The sequence below is a fragment of the Lentibacillus sp. genome (genome assembly GCF_035301675.1).
Classification (GTDB): domain Bacteria; phylum Bacillota; class Bacilli; order Bacillales; family Amphibacillaceae; genus Lentibacillus.
In genome coordinates, this window is sequence record NZ_DATGTT010000095.1 from 14,946 (window position 1) to 30,474 (window position 15,529).

General features: G+C 44.7%; 13 protein-coding genes. 6 read left to right on the plus strand and 7 right to left on the minus strand.

Annotated elements, in window-relative coordinates:
• Nucleotides 1–142: 142 nt before the first annotated feature.
• Together VK097_RS13785 and VK097_RS13790 are read right to left on the minus strand one after the other, a co-directional pair.
• Nucleotides 143–1,048: a hydroxymethylglutaryl-CoA lyase gene (locus VK097_RS13785; protein ID WP_324212377.1), complete on the minus strand. Its 906-nt coding sequence runs from the start codon at nucleotides 1,046–1,048 to the stop codon at nucleotides 143–145.
• A gap of 405 nt (nucleotides 1,049–1,453) precedes the next feature.
• Nucleotides 1,454–2,068, minus strand: coding sequence for an NUDIX hydrolase (locus tag VK097_RS13790; protein WP_324212378.1), 615 nt, complete (start codon nucleotides 2,066–2,068; stop codon nucleotides 1,454–1,456).
• 171 nt (nucleotides 2,069–2,239) lie between these two features.
• On the opposite strand from VK097_RS13790, the gene VK097_RS13795 reads away from it, so the two are divergent.
• From VK097_RS13795 to VK097_RS13815, 5 genes are all read left to right on the plus strand, one after another.
• On the plus strand, nucleotides 2,240–3,205 hold the full coding sequence (locus VK097_RS13795; protein WP_324212379.1) for a calcium/sodium antiporter: 966 nt from the start codon (nucleotides 2,240–2,242) through the stop codon (nucleotides 3,203–3,205).
• A gap of 179 nt (nucleotides 3,206–3,384) precedes the next feature.
• On the plus strand, nucleotides 3,385–5,322 hold the full coding sequence (locus tag VK097_RS13800; RefSeq protein WP_324212380.1) for a heavy metal translocating P-type ATPase: 1,938 nt from the start codon (nucleotides 3,385–3,387) through the stop codon (nucleotides 5,320–5,322).
• 29 nt (nucleotides 5,323–5,351) lie between these two features.
• Nucleotides 5,352–5,561: a heavy-metal-associated domain-containing protein gene (locus VK097_RS13805; RefSeq protein WP_324212381.1), complete on the plus strand. Its 210-nt coding sequence runs from the start codon at nucleotides 5,352–5,354 to the stop codon at nucleotides 5,559–5,561.
• A 254-nt stretch (nucleotides 5,562–5,815) separates the two neighbouring features.
• Complete coding sequence (locus tag VK097_RS13810) at nucleotides 5,816–7,753, plus strand: heavy metal translocating P-type ATPase (RefSeq protein WP_324212382.1); 1,938 nt, start codon at nucleotides 5,816–5,818, stop codon at nucleotides 7,751–7,753.
• A gap of 222 nt (nucleotides 7,754–7,975) precedes the next feature.
• Nucleotides 7,976–8,401 (plus strand): MarR family winged helix-turn-helix transcriptional regulator, encoded by a 426-nt coding sequence (locus VK097_RS13815; RefSeq protein ID WP_324212383.1) that lies wholly within the window; start codon nucleotides 7,976–7,978, stop codon nucleotides 8,399–8,401.
• Nucleotides 8,402–8,536: 135 nt separating this feature from the next.
• Here VK097_RS13815 and VK097_RS13820 read toward each other — a convergent pair whose 3' ends face one another.
• Complete coding sequence (locus tag VK097_RS13820) at nucleotides 8,537–9,568, minus strand: S66 family peptidase (RefSeq protein ID WP_324212384.1); 1,032 nt, start codon at nucleotides 9,566–9,568, stop codon at nucleotides 8,537–8,539.
• A gap of 171 nt (nucleotides 9,569–9,739) precedes the next feature.
• On the opposite strand from VK097_RS13820, the gene VK097_RS13825 reads away from it, so the two are divergent.
• Nucleotides 9,740–10,465 (plus strand): uracil-DNA glycosylase family protein, encoded by a 726-nt coding sequence (locus VK097_RS13825; RefSeq protein ID WP_324212385.1) that lies wholly within the window; start codon nucleotides 9,740–9,742, stop codon nucleotides 10,463–10,465.
• 85 nt (nucleotides 10,466–10,550) lie between these two features.
• Here VK097_RS13825 and crcB (VK097_RS13830) read toward each other — a convergent pair whose 3' ends face one another.
• The 4 genes from crcB (VK097_RS13830) to VK097_RS13845 form a co-directional block, all read right to left on the minus strand.
• Nucleotides 10,551–10,910 carry a fluoride efflux transporter CrcB gene (gene crcB, locus VK097_RS13830; RefSeq protein WP_324212386.1) on the minus strand — a complete coding sequence of 120 codons (360 nt, stop codon included), beginning with the start codon at nucleotides 10,908–10,910 and terminating at the stop codon, nucleotides 10,551–10,553.
• A complete protein-coding gene (crcB, locus tag VK097_RS13835; RefSeq protein ID WP_324212387.1) occupies nucleotides 10,907–11,419 on the minus strand; it encodes a fluoride efflux transporter CrcB in 513 nt (170 codons plus the stop codon). Before crcB (VK097_RS13835) ends, crcB (VK097_RS13830) begins: the two co-directional genes overlap by 4 nt.
• A 160-nt stretch (nucleotides 11,420–11,579) precedes the next feature.
• Entirely contained in the window at nucleotides 11,580–13,475 is a 1,896-nt protein-coding gene (locus VK097_RS13840; RefSeq protein ID WP_324212388.1) for a YhgE/Pip domain-containing protein, read from the minus strand.
• A 4-nt stretch (nucleotides 13,476–13,479) separates the two neighbouring features.
• Entirely contained in the window at nucleotides 13,480–15,528 is a 2,049-nt protein-coding gene (locus VK097_RS13845; protein WP_324212389.1) for an efflux RND transporter permease subunit, read from the minus strand.
• Nucleotide 15,529 lies beyond the last annotated feature (1 nt).

Below are 15,529 nucleotides of genomic sequence, written 5' to 3' on the forward strand. Positions count from 1 at the left end.
TTTCGAATATGGCAACAGGGAATCTCTCCCTTGTGAAATTTGACTCAATCAGTTCGGGGTCTGTGGAAAGCACATAAGAAAACCCCACCTCCATTGAATATAACACAGGGTGAGGTCTATCTCATTCTTCATCATCTTTCTTTCAGCTCTGGCTTGCTGCGTAGGCGAGTGATTTGCTCGGCAATGATTTTCCGAGCTTGCTTTGAATGAACAGTGCCGCTTCCTGAAGTTTATTATCATCCATTCCCGTCTTAATGCCAAGGCCGTTCAATAGATACAAAACATCATTTGTCGCAACGTTGCCTGCCGCTCCCGGTGCATACGGACAACCGCCAAGTCCGCCGATTGAGCTGTCAAACCGGGTGATTCCATGTTCCATTGAGCGCATGATGTTGGCGATTGCCATGCCGCGTGTATCATGAAAATGCATAATGATTTTTTCGCTCGGGAAGTGTTTCAGCACCTCACCCAGCAGCTGATCCACTTGTGCCGGGACAGCCGTACCGATAGTATCACCAAGGGAAATGTCATCCGCACCGGACTCAATCAGCCGGTCACACACACGCAGTACTTGCTCCGGCTTGATTTTTCCCTCGAACGGGCAGTCAAATACCGTTGAAACATAACCTGTCACATGCTTGCCCGCGTCTTTTGCGCCCTGTATCACTTCTTCGAGGACCGGGTATGTTTCATCAATTGATTTGTTGATATTTTTCTTATTATGCGTTTCGCTTGCCGACATGAATACTGAAGCACCGTCAATACCAGCTCCAAGCGCCAGTTCGAGGCCTTTCATGTTTGGAACCAGTGCCGAATAACGGACATTCGGATTCCGCTTGATGCGCCTTCCAACTTCATTTGCATCAGCCAGTGCCGGCACCCATTTCGGATGGACAAACGATGAATATTCGATTTCCGTTACACCCGATTCGGAAAGTGTGTTGATCCAGTGGATCTTATCAGCCGTCGATATCCGCTGTTTTTCGTTCTGCAGTCCGTCGCGCGGCCCGACTTCTTTTATCTGTACAAATTCCGGCCATCGTCTCATCATAAACCCTCCTTGGTTTATTGAAAACGGTTCTTTTTCTCTTGTCATTCGATAGTTGCATCAGACATCTCAGTGGCTGCCGCTATCTGGATTTCAGCTTGGAAAAACCTAGTATTTTACTGTGAATACGCTTACACAGACCTGACAAAAAAATAGGGTATGTTTATAAGTCTGTTTCTTTTCATCTATCATGTTCAATTGGGTTTCTTTCTATTCAACATTGTTGAATAAAGTATATAAAAAAATTCCCAAACTGTCAAATTTGTGAAAAGGTGTTTATCCCGCATAGAACTGGCAGTAAGACCCAACTTCAAGAGGATGAGGTGAAACCAAAGAGGATAAGTGGGGGATAAAGAACCACCACTTATTGAAGTTTCACTTTATACATTTTTCTGAAATCACCAATCAGCGGATCATCTCGACGAAGTGGGCAAGAATGCGTGCCGTTAAGCCCCAGATGACCTTTTCACCATAAATATAAAAGTACTCATCAATGTGGCTGGTGCGCCAATTATAATTTTCGCCGCCCGGAACAAGCTCGAACGGAAATGTCTTTTCCGGCTTCACTTGCAAGTTCACATGGTATATTTTCGGATCATTATCCAGAAAGAAAGACAGTGGCACCGTAAAAATCTCCTCGACCTCTGACGGATTGGGTTCAAACTGTTCATCAGTGCTGATCAGCCCTGCATGCGTATAGACAATCATGCCAAATGGTGTGACCAGATAATCAAGCGGATAGACATCTGAAATCCTCGCCTCACTGATGCCAAGCTCTTCTGTGGTTTCCCTGATGGCTGCGGCCTGCGGGTCTTTATCCCAGGGATCGACCCGTCCGCCCGGAAAGCAGATTTCACCCGGCTGGCGCCTCATCGTTTCCGAACGAACTTCAAAAAGCACGTGCAACTCGTCCGCCTTTTGAATAAGAGGCAAAATAACAGCTGATTTCATAAAGTGTTTATGTCCCAGCACTGCTGGGGTATGATCTTTAACTTTGTCCGTAATGCGGTCTAAATCCATCCAATCACCTCAAGCATTGCTTAATTATACTATAGCAAAATAGATGTCCTTGGATAACCAAAATGCTTCTCTTCTGATACATTATTCGAGATTGGCGAAAATCATTCATCTATAGTAATGTATCCATATCAGACCGCTAAATGACAATTGATTTCAGAAAGGCTGAGATTTGTGACATATGTTTTATTGATTATCGGTTTTTTACTCCTGATTAAAGGCGCTGATTATTTTGTGGATGGTGCATCTAAGATTGCCCGGGCACTTCACGTGTCACCGCTGTTAATCGGATTGACCATTGTAGCATTCGGGACAAGCTCACCGGAGGGAACCGTCAGTATTGTTGCCTCACTCGAGGAAAGTGCAGGTGTTTCAATTGGTAACGTGATCGGGAGCAACATTTTTAATATTACACTCGTTGTCGGCCTGACCGCCATCCTGAATCCACTGACTGTTAAACGGGAAACCATACGCAAGCAGATCCCGTTTACCTTGATAGCAAGTGTGGCTTTTCTTGTCGTGATCAGTGATGTGCGGCTGCAGTCAATGGGCGAAAACCTGATTACAAGAAGTGACGGCATAATCTTGCTTCTGTTCTTTGCCATTTTCTTATACTATTTGTTTGAGGTTGCGCGGACATCCAAAGAAGAAGAGGTTAACCAACAAAGCACGGATGATAAAACGAATTCATGGGGAAAGAATATTATCCTGACCATCGGTGGTCTCGCAGCGATCATTTTTGGCGGGGAGCTGGTCGTCAGCAATGCAAAGGAAATTGCCATGTCATTTGGTATGAGTGAAACCATGGTCGGCCTGACTATCGTTGCGATTGGCACCTCCCTTCCCGAACTGATGACATCTGTCACGGCTGCCGTCAAAAAAGAAAGCGAGATCGCTGTCGGAAATATCGTGGGAAGCAACGTTTTCAATATCCTGCTCGTACTCGGGACATCATCGGTTATTGCGCCGCTATCGGTTGACGGCCAGGTTTTTACAGATGCCCTGCTCATGATTTTCCTGACAGCAGTTTTGCTCATTTTTTCAAGAACCAGCTACCGAATCGGGAAAATTGAAGGTATTGTACTGACCATCGCATATGGATCATATATGGTTTTTGTGATACTACGAAACATGATGTGAGCCAGGAACCAGAGAAGCAGCATTCATTTGTCATACTGAATGCTGCAATTTCAGGTTAACCGCACCTTAACTGGAGACACCCTTTCCTCAAAAACCCCCCCAAACTTGACCCCGGTCAATTCCTTTCTGCCCAATCTGCCTTATATTGAAGTCAGAAGAAAACAAGGAGGCAGATGATCATGATTAAAGTGATCAACAATCATAAAAACCATATTACCGCGATTTCAGGAGGATTATTGGTACTGGCGCTTGTATTTTATTTGAATGGTCTGCAGGGATTTCGGGATGGTGCTCTGCTTGTGGCAACTTTTCTAGCGGGTGTCCCGATTTTCATCAAAGCATACCAGGCACTCAGGATGAAGGCATTCAGCATTGAACTGCTTGTCATTATTGCAGTGATCGGAGCGTTTTTCATCGGAGAATATATGGAATCGGCAGTCGTCACATTCCTGTTCATGTTCGGAGATTATTTAGAAGTCCGTACCCTTAGCAAAACACGGTCATCACTAAAAGAACTGGTTGATATGGCACCTCAGGAAGCAACAATCATCCGGGAAGGCAAGCAAGTGACTGTTCCGGTAGAAGATGTTATCGAAGGCGATCATGTAATCGTCCGCTCCGGCGGAAAAGTACCGGTTGATGGCAGCATCCTGAACGGTCAAGCAACACTGAATGAAGCAGCCGTTACAGGAGAATCTGTCCCGAGATCCAAGAAAACAGACGATCAAGCCTTCAGCGGAACGATTCTGGACAATGGCTACATTGAAATGATCGCTGAAAAAGTCGGTGATGATACAACATTTGCCAAAATCATTGAACTGGTGGAAGAAGCACAGGAATCAAAATCCAAGACAGAAAAATATCTTGACCGCTTTGCCAACATTTATACACCAGCCGTTGTGGTCCTGGCAGTATTGGTCTACGCACTGACCCAGAATCTGCACACAGCGATTACATTCCTGGTTGTTGCCTGCCCTGGCGCCCTCGTAATTGGTGCACCAGTTTCAAACGTTGCCGGAATTGGCAATGGCGCAAAGAATGGTGTTCTTATTAAAGGCGGCGAATTCATGGATAACTTTTCCAAAGTTGATACACTCATCTTTGACAAAACCGGGACACTGACAAGAGGCAAACCCGAAGTAACAGATATTAAAGTGTTTAATGGCGAAACACCTGATTCGCTGCTGCGCTTGGTTGCACAGGCTGAAACAATCTCCGAGCACCACTTGGGCCAGACAATCGTTAAAGAAGCGAACGCACGCAACATTGCACTTGACGGTGAACCTAAGAATACCGAAGTCATTAAGGGCAGCGGCATCCGTACAACCCTTGAAGGCCGCATTCTGGCAATTGGCAACCGAAAACTGATGGCAAACGAAAATATTGAAATTCCTGCCGGTGTTGCTAACTATGCCATTAATCGTGAGAAATCCGGCAACACAACCATATTTGCAGCTATTGACGGTCAAATCGCCGGTATTTTCTCAATAGCCGACCAGATTCGTGATGACGCTAAGCAGGCATTAGCTGAAATGCGCAAAAGTGGTATTCAGAAAATAATCATGCTGACGGGCGATAACTGGCACACAGCAGAACTTGTCGCCTCCCAGCTAGGCATTGATGAGATCCATGCTGAACTGCTGCCGGAAAACAAAGTGGAGATCGTTAAGAAACTTAAAGCAGACGGTCACATTGTTGCAATGGCAGGTGACGGTATTAATGATGCACCGTCAATTGCTGCAGCGGATATTGGCATCGCGATGGGCGAAGGCGGCACAGACGTCTCAATGGAAACCGCAGATGTCGTATTGATGTCAGACAAACTCAAGCAGTATTCACACGCTTTCTCACTATCGAAGGCAACCATCCGAAATATGAATCAGAACACATCTTTCGCAGTCGGCACCGTTTTTGTCCTACTGGCAGGTGTTCTGACAGGCAGTGTCCACTTAGCTTCAGGCATGTTCATCCATGAAGCAAGTGTCCTGCTCGTCATCCTGAACGCCATGCGGCTCATCCGCTTCAATCAGAAAAGCATGAAGAAAGAAGCGGGCAAAGAAGAAGTCTCCAAAATTGACTCAAATCAAGGAATGAACCGGATAAAGACTTTATACTGAAGATAGAACAAAACAAGGGAGAGATTACAATGAAAACTGCTAAATTCCAATTAGAACCGCTTACTTGCCCATCATGCATCAAAAAGATAGAAGGTAAACTCGGCAAGATGGACGGTGTGGAAAACGTCAAAGTGTTATTCAACTCAAGCAAAATCAAATCGACTTATGATGAAAGCAAAGTGACATCAGAGGAATTGCAGGAAACCATTGAAAAACTTGGTTATTCGGTCATGAGCTGACAAAAAAGGATGAGCAGTCTCCAGGATGGGGGCTGCTCAGTTTTGTATAAAAAAAGAGCTGCCGCACAATTAATAATTATTATAAAAAGAATAAAAGGCCGTTCTGGGCGCATTAACCCTCCGAATAACCATTTAAAAGGGCAATTTACTAATTGACTTTTTCCTCTCATGTAGTATAATTATAATAAATATTAGATTGTAATTATTATAAATTGTTGGAAATGGTTATTATTATCAGTTAGGAGGTATGAAGAATGGCGACAGAAACAAACGTCTTGGAAAAGCAGGACCGAGCGCCCCTTAGTTTCTTTCTCGAGAATACGTATTTCAGGAAGATCCGTGATCATATCGAATTGATCGCTGCACTCGTCAGCGGTTTTCTTATCCTTCTGACATGGTCAATGGAAAGTGTCCTTTCCCAGCCAATGTGGGTCATCCTTCATTTGATTGCATTTACAATTGGCGGGTATGCAAAGGCTAAAGAGGGCATTACGGAAACAGTCCGAACAAGGCAATTAAACGTGGAAATGCTTATGATATTCGCCGCAGTCGGATCAGTTGCCATCGGCTATTGGACAGAGGGGGCGATCCTGATTTTCATTTTTGCATTGTCAGGAGCCCTTGAAACATACTCCATGAATAAAAGCAATAAAGCCATTTCTTCCTTAATGGAGATGCAGCCTGAAGAAGCCGTACTGCTGGAGAATGGAATGGAAAACACAGTTCCCGTTTCATCGCTGGCGATTGATGATGCCATCCTTGTCCGTTCGGGTGAACGTATTCCGGCTGACGGCGTCATCACCAAAGGCACAAGCGCCATTGATGAAAGTGCGATCACCGGAGAATCCATGCCGTTGAGCAAGAAGAATGGAAATGATGTATATGCCGGGACAATGGCCCTGGATGGCACATTAACGGTAACAATTACGAAAAAGCCAACCGAAACAGTCTTTCAGAGGATCATCAATATGGTCCAATCCGCACAGGAGGAAAAATCACCGTCACAGCTATTTATTGAACGCTTTGAGTCAACCTATGTCAATGTCGTTTTGATCACTGTCGCCATTATGCTTTTCTTGCCTTACTTTGTGTTTGACTGGGCATTATCCGATAGTATCTACCGGGCGTTAGTGCTATTAGTCGTCGCGTCACCCTGTGCACTTGTTGCATCCATTACACCGGCCACACTATCGGTCATCTCCAACGCAGCACGAAAAGGTGTCCTGTTCAAAGGCGGCATCCATGTGGAAAATTTAAGCCATATTAAAGCGATCGCACTGGATAAGACAGGTACATTGACAAATGGCAAACCGGAAGTCACTGATGTTCATTTTGCTGATGAGGCGGACAAAACATATGTCACAGCAGTCGTCGGTGCGATTGAGAATGAATCCACGCATCCGCTGGCACAGGCACTTATAACATATAGCAAGCAGCAACTGGATGAAATGCCATCCCTGGATGTGCAAGAGATGAAAACACTGAGCGGTAAAGGCGTAACAGCGATTGTCGATAATAAAAAGTGGGAAATCGGGAATCCAGACTTTGTTGGAAGATCAGAGGCAGAAGCATTTTCAGATGGTATCGCCGCTGAATTAGCAGGGGAAGGAAAAACAATTATTTTTGCAAAAGCTGATGACACCATCGTCTCCGTATTTGCTTTAAAGGACACCGTCCGCAAATCAACGAAAAAAGCAATCAGCAAGCTGAAAAAAGCGGGTATTCACACCGTCATGATTACCGGAGACAATGAACTGACCGCCAAAGCAGTCGCTGAAGAAGCCGGCGTGCATCACTATATTGCCAACTGCCTGCCACAGGAAAAGGTCGAGCATGTTAAATCATTGCGCGAGAAATACCAAAACATCGCAATGGTCGGCGATGGCATTAACGATGCACCGGCACTGGCAAGCGCAAATGTTGGCATTGCGATGGGTGAAGGAACCGGTGTCGCACTCGAAACTGCCGATATGGTTCTCATGAAAAACAATCTGGAACGCATTACCAATTCCATCACGTTATCAGGGCGCATGAATCGGATCGTCAAACAAAATATCGCTTTTTCCTTAAGTGTGATCGTCGTTCTTATTTTAACGAACTATTTGCAGATGCTCGACCTTCCTTTAGGTGTCGTCGGCCATGAAGGCAGCACAATCCTGGTTATTTTGAATGGTTTGCGTTTGTTGAAATGATTATAAACTGCCGCTTTAGAGATTCTGGAGAAGTAGCGTGTATATCGATATACAAATCATCCCATATATTTGTACCCTTTTCCCCCAACGAAGCCAAATGAACATCCATTCATTAATCAATTTGACATTGTATGAGTTTAGTTGTAAACTGATCAATATACAAATAAGTTTAGTTATAAACTGAATAAAGAGATATGATCGATTCTCAGGGGGGGTGATGGTTTGGCTCAGGATGAAAGACGTACCAAAAGGTTGAACATGTTGCTATGGCACCGGCTGACGCGTGTCCATAAAGCGAAATTAAAGGGGACGAATGAATTATTAAATAAATTGAACCTGACCAACGCACAGCTAGATATTATCAGCCGTCTGGGAGAACAGCGTACATTGACTCAGCAGGAACTGGCGGAGACGTTGCTTGTGACAAAAGGGAATATCACGCAACTTTTGCGTAAACTCGAGGATCGTTATTTGATCAGCCGCAGAAAGGATTGGCGGACCAACTATATCTCGTTAACCAAGCAGGGGCATAAACTCTATCAGGAATTAACCCCCCAGATTGAAAACTATCAATGGGAGAAGTTCAGTAAACTCACATCTGACGAAAAAAAACAGCTGCTTCATTTGTTAAGAAAACTGCAAAACTAAAAGAGAAAAAAACATGCGATTCGCAATGGATTCACATGTTTTTTTGTTTTGGCCAACAAGCTGGGGAAAATATCGCAATATATATCCTACAGATGAAGACTTGGAAATGATTGAACAAGGTCCCTCAAATGATAACTATTCCACGCCACTCTCCAATATCGAAAACGCTTCTTGATCACAATCCACTTCAGCCATCGCACCATAGGGCAATATTATCATCGGTTCGGTATGCCCAAAATTCAGATTGTACAAAATCGTCAGGTCCTCCAGCTGATATTCCTTCATCACCGTTTGAATCGCTTTTTTGTAGTCCTCGTAGTATGTTTCATCCTGGGGTTTGCCAAAAATGATACCGTTCGCTTTTTGCAAGATCCCCTGTGCCGCATAATTGCGCAGCCAACGTTTAATGGATTCGGGCGGCGGCTTTTCTTCTGATGTTTCAAAGAACAGAATGCTATCCTCCCAATATTTGTCATCAGGCCAAATTGCGGTCCCTTTGGCGAATTCCAATACACCCATACAGCCGCCAATCAAACGGCCCTGCACGACACCCGATCCTTGCAGAATTTCATATCCCTGGTTCAACTGCATCGTGCGCCGGATGTATTTGTTCTTGATATCCCATTCCAGACGTTCACTCGTCCATTCCGCTGCCGGCCGGATTTCCCCAACGACATCGCTGGAAAACAATGTCCGCTTGACCATCTCAACCGTATACGGCAGCATCTCAACATTCTCGGCAAAGTCGGTCATAATCGCCGGTCCGTAAAATGATGACAATCCAGCTTTGTGGCAGAACAAATGCGATACAGTCACATCCGAATAGCCCATGAAAATTTTCGGGTTCTCCTTAATCACATCAAAATCAATATATGGAAGCAGCCGTATGCTTTCACTTCCACCGATGTTCGCAATAATCGCCTTGATGCTGTCATCCCGGAAGGCAGTCATCAAATCTTCAGCCCGTGCCTTCGGGTGTTCATAAAGATAATCCGCACCTTTTAAACTGTTTGGCATCGCGACTACCTCAAGACCGAAGACTTCACGCAGCCGCTCCACACCTTGTTCATAGCGCCATCTTAGTTCCGGTTCACCGGACCCGCCCCATGACGGGCTGACGGTCGCCACTTTATCGCCGAGTTCCAATCCAGCTGGTTTAGCTAGCATTCCGGACACCATCCTTTTCAATAACATGTTTCCTTATATTAACATAATAACTGATTAATCAGAATACTATTTCACAAAATTCGATATAACGGGCAATAGAACCACCACCTGAAAAGTAGCCTAAACACGCCCAAAATGTTTTAATGTAGGTAATAGAAGGAGGCTCCATCAATGTCACACACAGCACTCCAGGAATTTCTGCCGGCAATTCGTACATTGGGCACCGAAAGACCATTCACCAAACATGATTTATTAATCGAATCTTTGTTGATGGAAAAAGATGGGGATATCAGCATGTATTACGCGCCTCATAATGAATACATCAACACCGACGCCAAGATTGTGATTGCTGGCATCACTCCGGGATGGCGTCAAATGAAAACAGCCTATGAGCAGTTTGTTAAAAGCCTGTCTTTAGGTGAAGCACTGGAAACATGCCTGAAGGAAACCAAAGAGGCAGCCGGATTCGCCGGTTCAATGCGGAAAAACCTCATTGGCATGCTTGATGAATGCGGCATTCCAAATTCATCCGATTTGTTCGGGACAAACAGAAACTTCCTGCATACCACATCGATCATCAAATACCCGGTATTTATCAAAGGGAAAAACTACACCGGGCATCAACCGCCTATCGATCGCTCATCTTTATTGCGGCATTATGCCTACGCTGAATTCCCGGCCGAACTGACACATATCACGCCGCCCTCGCTCATTATCCCGCTTGGAAAAACAGCAGACCACGTCATCTCAAGACTGGCGAAGGAAGATAAACTGCCCAACCACACCTATTTAACCGGTTTTCCGCATCCGTCCGGAGCAAACGGACATCGCGTCAGACAGCTCCAGCGGCAAAGAGAGCAGCTTCTGGAGAAAGTAAAAACATGGAGAATGGGGTAGAACAAACATAACCCGGATTCTCAAAATATGCCAAACCGCGTTGCGTGATAATGAATTTACGGTTAGAAAACCATACTCCATCAAGCTAAATGTAAAAGCCAACCGCCGCTGAAATCACCCCTGCAATAACTGATGTTACGACATATATGGCTGCTAGTTTTATTCTGTTTGAGATCATTAGCGTTATGGTTTCGTTCCCAAAAGTTGAAAATGTTGTATATGCACCACAAAAGCCCACCCCGCCAAATAACCATAACCATTCACCGACTTGGTTTGTAAGGTGAAGCTGAGCAATCAGCCCAAGTAAAAAAGAACCCGTGATGTTAACGATCCAAGTCCCAATTGGAAACGGATATATATTTAGTGCTCTCCTACTAATCAGATTCCCTAATAAAAATCTGGCCGCAGCACCTAAAGAACCGCCTAATCCCACAATCCAAATCATTGTACATCACCTGTTCTTTCCTTAGGTAAGGCTAGTTTACTGCCTAAATATGTAAACGCCAACCCTAATATTACGGTTGCCAATATGTATAGTATTCCCTGAAGCATAAAACCCCGCTGAAATAGATTAATCGTCTCAAGTGAAAAGGTTGAGAAAGTTGTAAAAGAGCCGACAAATCCTGCTCCAATTATTAGCGTAATTTCAGATTTTATTTTTTCCTTTTGGCTCACAAATGTCAGAAACCACCCTAAAAGGAAACATCCAATAAGATTGATTAATAAAGTACCTAAAGGAAACCCATTATTTGTATATATCCATCCTCCCATGGCAAACCGGGATATAGCTCCGAAAAAACCACCGATCATCACTAATAATACATTCATATTAATCACCTTGTTCATTTCAGTTATATAAAGTGCCCCTGTCAAAGATATAGACAACCCTTTTGCGTTGGCAGGACTCATTATTGCAATTCTTAGTCTATCATAATCTCTATTCTTGCTTAACATACTCACAAACACTAAGGTGTTAAAGTGTTATCATCTATAATCTATAGCGATTCTGATCAGATCTATAGCGTTAATTTCCATATTCACTAAACAGAGGTACGAGTTTAATATAAAAAAAGCAGTCCAATTTACATATGAATTGAACTGCTAAAGATAAAATTTATCGAAACAGATCCATCAGCCGGTCCCAGAAGCCTTTTTCCTTTTCTTCGCCGGTGTCTTCTGTTGTTTCGGGTTCTTCCACTTCGATTGATTCGGTCTGCAGGACGAATTGCACGACGTCAACCTTTTTATTTTTATCCGAGACAAATGATTGCGGTTCAAAATCGGAAGCATCATATTCGTCCATCATCTGATCGACTTCTGACTGCATTTCACCCGGCAAATCATCGGTTCTCTCCTGTAATTCCTCTGTGCCGTTTTTCAGCTCGTTTGCACCGCTGTTCAGCGATGAGGCGCCTTTGGCAAGATCTTGAATGCCGGCATCAAGGTCCTTATAAGAGGCTGCCAGGTTGCTGACACCATCTGTATATTCCACGAGGCCGCTGTGGAAGGACTGATATTCAGAGGCAAGTGACGACAACCCATTCTGCAGATCCTTGATTGCACCCATCTTATCCATGCTTTGCAGGCCTTTTTCAATCTCGGAAGCTGTTGTTTCGGCTTTATCGGCCATTTTTCTGATACCGCTCGAAACATCGTTCAATGTCCCCTCCACAGAGCCGAACGCTTTTTTAACCTCCTGAAACGTTCCTTTGGCATTCTGCGCAGCCTGATAGGTTTCAAAGAGCTGATTCACAACTTTTTCCTGATTCGAATTATTTCTGCTCTTTTCTTTCGTTTGATTCTTATTAGCAGAGTCATTTCCGCTTTGTTCTTTAAGCTGATCCTTGATTGCATTAATTGTCTCTTGATTGATCTGATAATCAGGAATGCCGCCTATCGCTTCTTTCAAACTGCCATACGCATTATTATACTTCTTTTTCAGCGTATTCAGCCCATCGGCAGATTCACGCAAGCGGCCTGCCAGTTCACGCAATTTGCCGGGCAATGCTTCAAGCTCGCTTAAATCAGGAGCTTCAGGCACTCCACCCTGCACTGAATTATTCACCTTGTTTAAAGCATCACGAATACTGGCAGAGCCATTGACCAACTTATCAGATGATTGATCAAGTTCGTTTATGCCGCTTCGATAATCACTCGATCCGCTGCTCAGATCCGAAGTACCGGCACTCAAGTCTGAGATGCCGCTATTCAAGTCGCCGACACCTTGATTGATGTCACTGATTGCGTCGGATAACGACTGCATATCACTTTTCATACCGCCCAAATCCGGATCTTCAACCGACATCGAATACGGTGCTGCCGATATATCAATCGGATCCATCTCAAAGTCGGTGACATTTGCGGATACAATGAATTCTTCCTCTTTTTCAGGCATCACGGTAAAATTGATTTGTTTATTTTTACCTGAAGTAGCTTCAGTTCCATCAGGTGCTTGGATATCATCAGCAATTGACGGATCAAGCGTCAGTGAGATTTGCAGCAAGTAGTTTTTGAAAAACACGGAATCGACACTCTCATTAGCGGATGTGGCAATCTGAATTTCCAACGAACCGCTTTTGCCGGCCAGTTCATCAGGTGCCATCTCTTCGCCATCCAATAAATATGTGATATCGATATTCCATGGGAGCGGGCGGTTTTCCATCGCGCCCTGATAATAAAACTCCTCATCTTCCGCCTGAAACCGGACTTTATTATCATCGGTCTGTTCGATGTCGTTTAAGTTGCTTAAGTTGCGCACATCGGTATAATCCCCATGATCAACAACTTCGCCGGGCTCGGTGACGTGGAAAGTATTGACCACGTACATATCCTGCAGTTCCCCGCCTGCACCCAAGTTACCGTAAATTGCCTCATCTTTGGCAGAATACTTGCCGGCTTCCGTTTCTGACTTACCGCCGCCGTTATTATCTTCGGCTAAAGCGGCTAGAGGCGTCGAGCCAAATACCAGCACGGCACTCAACATGATGATCGCTAATTTTTTTGGCCGCATAGCATCACTTCCCTTTAAAAAAGTTTGGTTTCCATGATGTTTTTTCAATGATCCGATCAAAAATAAGCAACAACGCTGGCAGCAAAAGCACAACCAGCAGAAACGCCAATAACGCACCGCGTCCCAGGAGCAGCCCAATAGACGAAACAATTGGATCAGTTGATGTCGCCCACAGGATAAAACCGACACTGGACAAAATCGATGCTGATACGCCGATCGAGAAAATCTTTTCATTTGTGGTTTTCTTAATCGCCGCGAACGCATCCATTCTTTTGCGATTATACGTATAATTTTCCGTTAGTAAAATCGCGTAATCGACCGTTGCCGCAAGCTGAACCGTACTGATAATCAAATAGCCGATATACACGAGCGACGAGTTGGTAAAGTACGGCACTGATAAATTAATCCAGACAGCGGATTGAATCGTCAGCAGCAACACAACCGGGATGGAGATTGAACGAAATGTGATGAGCAGCACAATGGCAATCGTCACAACCGTCAATATATTCACAATCGTGTTATCCTGTTCCACAATATTTTTCATATCATACAAAGTGACACTTTCTCCAAGGGCATGAAAATCATCACCATAATAATCTGCCGCAGTGTCCCTTACATTTTCCACCAGGTCAAAGGCTTTGTCACCCTCATTGTCGGTTGTTGTATTTAACGTAATCCGGCTGTAGTTCTCCGAAAAGAACTGTTCTGTCTGGGACTTATCAAGATACTCCGGCGGTATTCCCGCCCCGATGGTATCAACATAAGAGACAGTGCTTTTCACTTGGCTGAGGTCATCAAGCTCCTGGACGAGCTCTTCCTCCCGGGCAAGGTCGCCTTTTGGCACCAACAGCACCACCGGCGTAAATTTGCCGAATGACTTTTCAATTTCAGCTGCATCACTGCCTGCCCGTGTATGTTCCGGGTGTCCGCCGGTTCCATAAAGGAAATTGGTTTGACTCTGCGCCAGAAATGCCGGCACAATCAGAATCAGCACCACCAGGAGCACAGGGACGCGCAATTTCATGACATGTTTGCCGACACGATAAACACTTGGCATGAATGGTCTGTGTTGTGTTTTATCAATCCATTTATACAGCATCAGCGTCAGAGCCGGGAGGAAAACCATGACACTGATAAAGCTGAGCAAGATCCCTTTCACCAGGTTCAGACCCAAGTCAGCGCCAAGTCCGAATTCCATAAACGTCAGGGCTGTAAATCCGAAGAACGTTGTTGATGCACTTGCTGCAATAGCCGGGAATGACCGCTTCATCGCAAGTTTCATCGCTTCTGTTGGATTTTCAGTCTCTTTCCGGTAGTCGTCGAAACTGTGAAGCAAAAATATCGCATAATCGAGCGACACAGCCAGTTGCAGGATCGGTGCCACCGCCTGCGTTACAAACGAAATCTCACCGATAAAGACGTTCGTCCCCAAATTAATCAAGACAGATACCCCGATTGCTGTCAGGAAAAATACCGGCTCAATCCATGAACGCGTTGACAGGAGCAGAATCAGGATTATAACCGGAACGAGAATCAACGCGGCATTCATCGACTCCTGTCCGGTCATTTTTTGCGAGATCGCTGTATCAAGGGAATCCCCTGACATGGCGTTTTTCTCACCAATCAATTCATAAATGGCATCCGTTGTTTCCACTTCTTTTCCTTCTTCAATATGGAAAGAAAACAATGCATTGCCATCCTCATAATACGACTCGACAGTATCAGTATCCGCCATTTCGACCGGTGTTTTGATATCTATCACATCATCGAGCCACATCACTTCCGAAACACCATCAACGGCTTCCAGCTTTTCTTTAAAGTTTAATGCTTCCTGGATGCTGACATCCTTCATCATGACCCGGGTGTTGGCAACCGCCCCGTCGAATTCCTCATCCATCACATCCATTGACTCAATGGACGGGGTATCATCCGGCAAATAGTCAACCATATCATGATTAACCGGCACACCAAACTGCACCACCGCGCTGATTATCGTCAGTAGCAGAAATGTAATCACAATCGATTTTTTATATTTTAAAATGCGTGTTGTCATA

Bases quoted from the DNA above. Each gene is read 5' to 3' on its own strand.
- VK097_RS13790 (WP_324212378.1), bottom strand. From the start codon at position 2,068: ATGGATTTAGACCGCATTACGGACAAAGTTAAAGATCATACCCCAGCA.
- VK097_RS13800 (WP_324212380.1), top strand. From the start codon at position 3,385: ATGATTAAAGTGATCAACAATCATAAAAACCATATTACCGCGATTTCA.
- VK097_RS13845 (WP_324212389.1), bottom strand. From the start codon at position 15,528: ATGACAACACGCATTTTAAAATATAAAAAATCGATTGTGATTACATTT.
- VK097_RS13820 (WP_324212384.1), bottom strand. From the start codon at position 9,568: ATGCTAGCTAAACCAGCTGGATTGGAACTCGGCGATAAAGTGGCGACC.
- VK097_RS13805 (WP_324212381.1), top strand. From the start codon at position 5,352: ATGAAAACTGCTAAATTCCAATTAGAACCGCTTACTTGCCCATCATGC.
- crcB (WP_324212387.1), bottom strand. From the start codon at position 11,419: ATGTTAAGCAAGAATAGAGATTATGATAGACTAAGAATTGCAATAATG.
- VK097_RS13785 (WP_324212377.1), bottom strand. From the start codon at position 1,048: ATGAGACGATGGCCGGAATTTGTACAGATAAAAGAAGTCGGGCCGCGC.
- crcB (WP_324212386.1), bottom strand. From the start codon at position 10,910: ATGATTTGGATTGTGGGATTAGGCGGTTCTTTAGGTGCTGCGGCCAGA.
- VK097_RS13840 (WP_324212388.1), bottom strand. From the start codon at position 13,475: ATGCGGCCAAAAAAATTAGCGATCATCATGTTGAGTGCCGTGCTGGTA.
- VK097_RS13810 (WP_324212382.1), top strand. From the start codon at position 5,816: ATGGCGACAGAAACAAACGTCTTGGAAAAGCAGGACCGAGCGCCCCTT.
- VK097_RS13825 (WP_324212385.1), top strand. From the start codon at position 9,740: ATGTCACACACAGCACTCCAGGAATTTCTGCCGGCAATTCGTACATTG.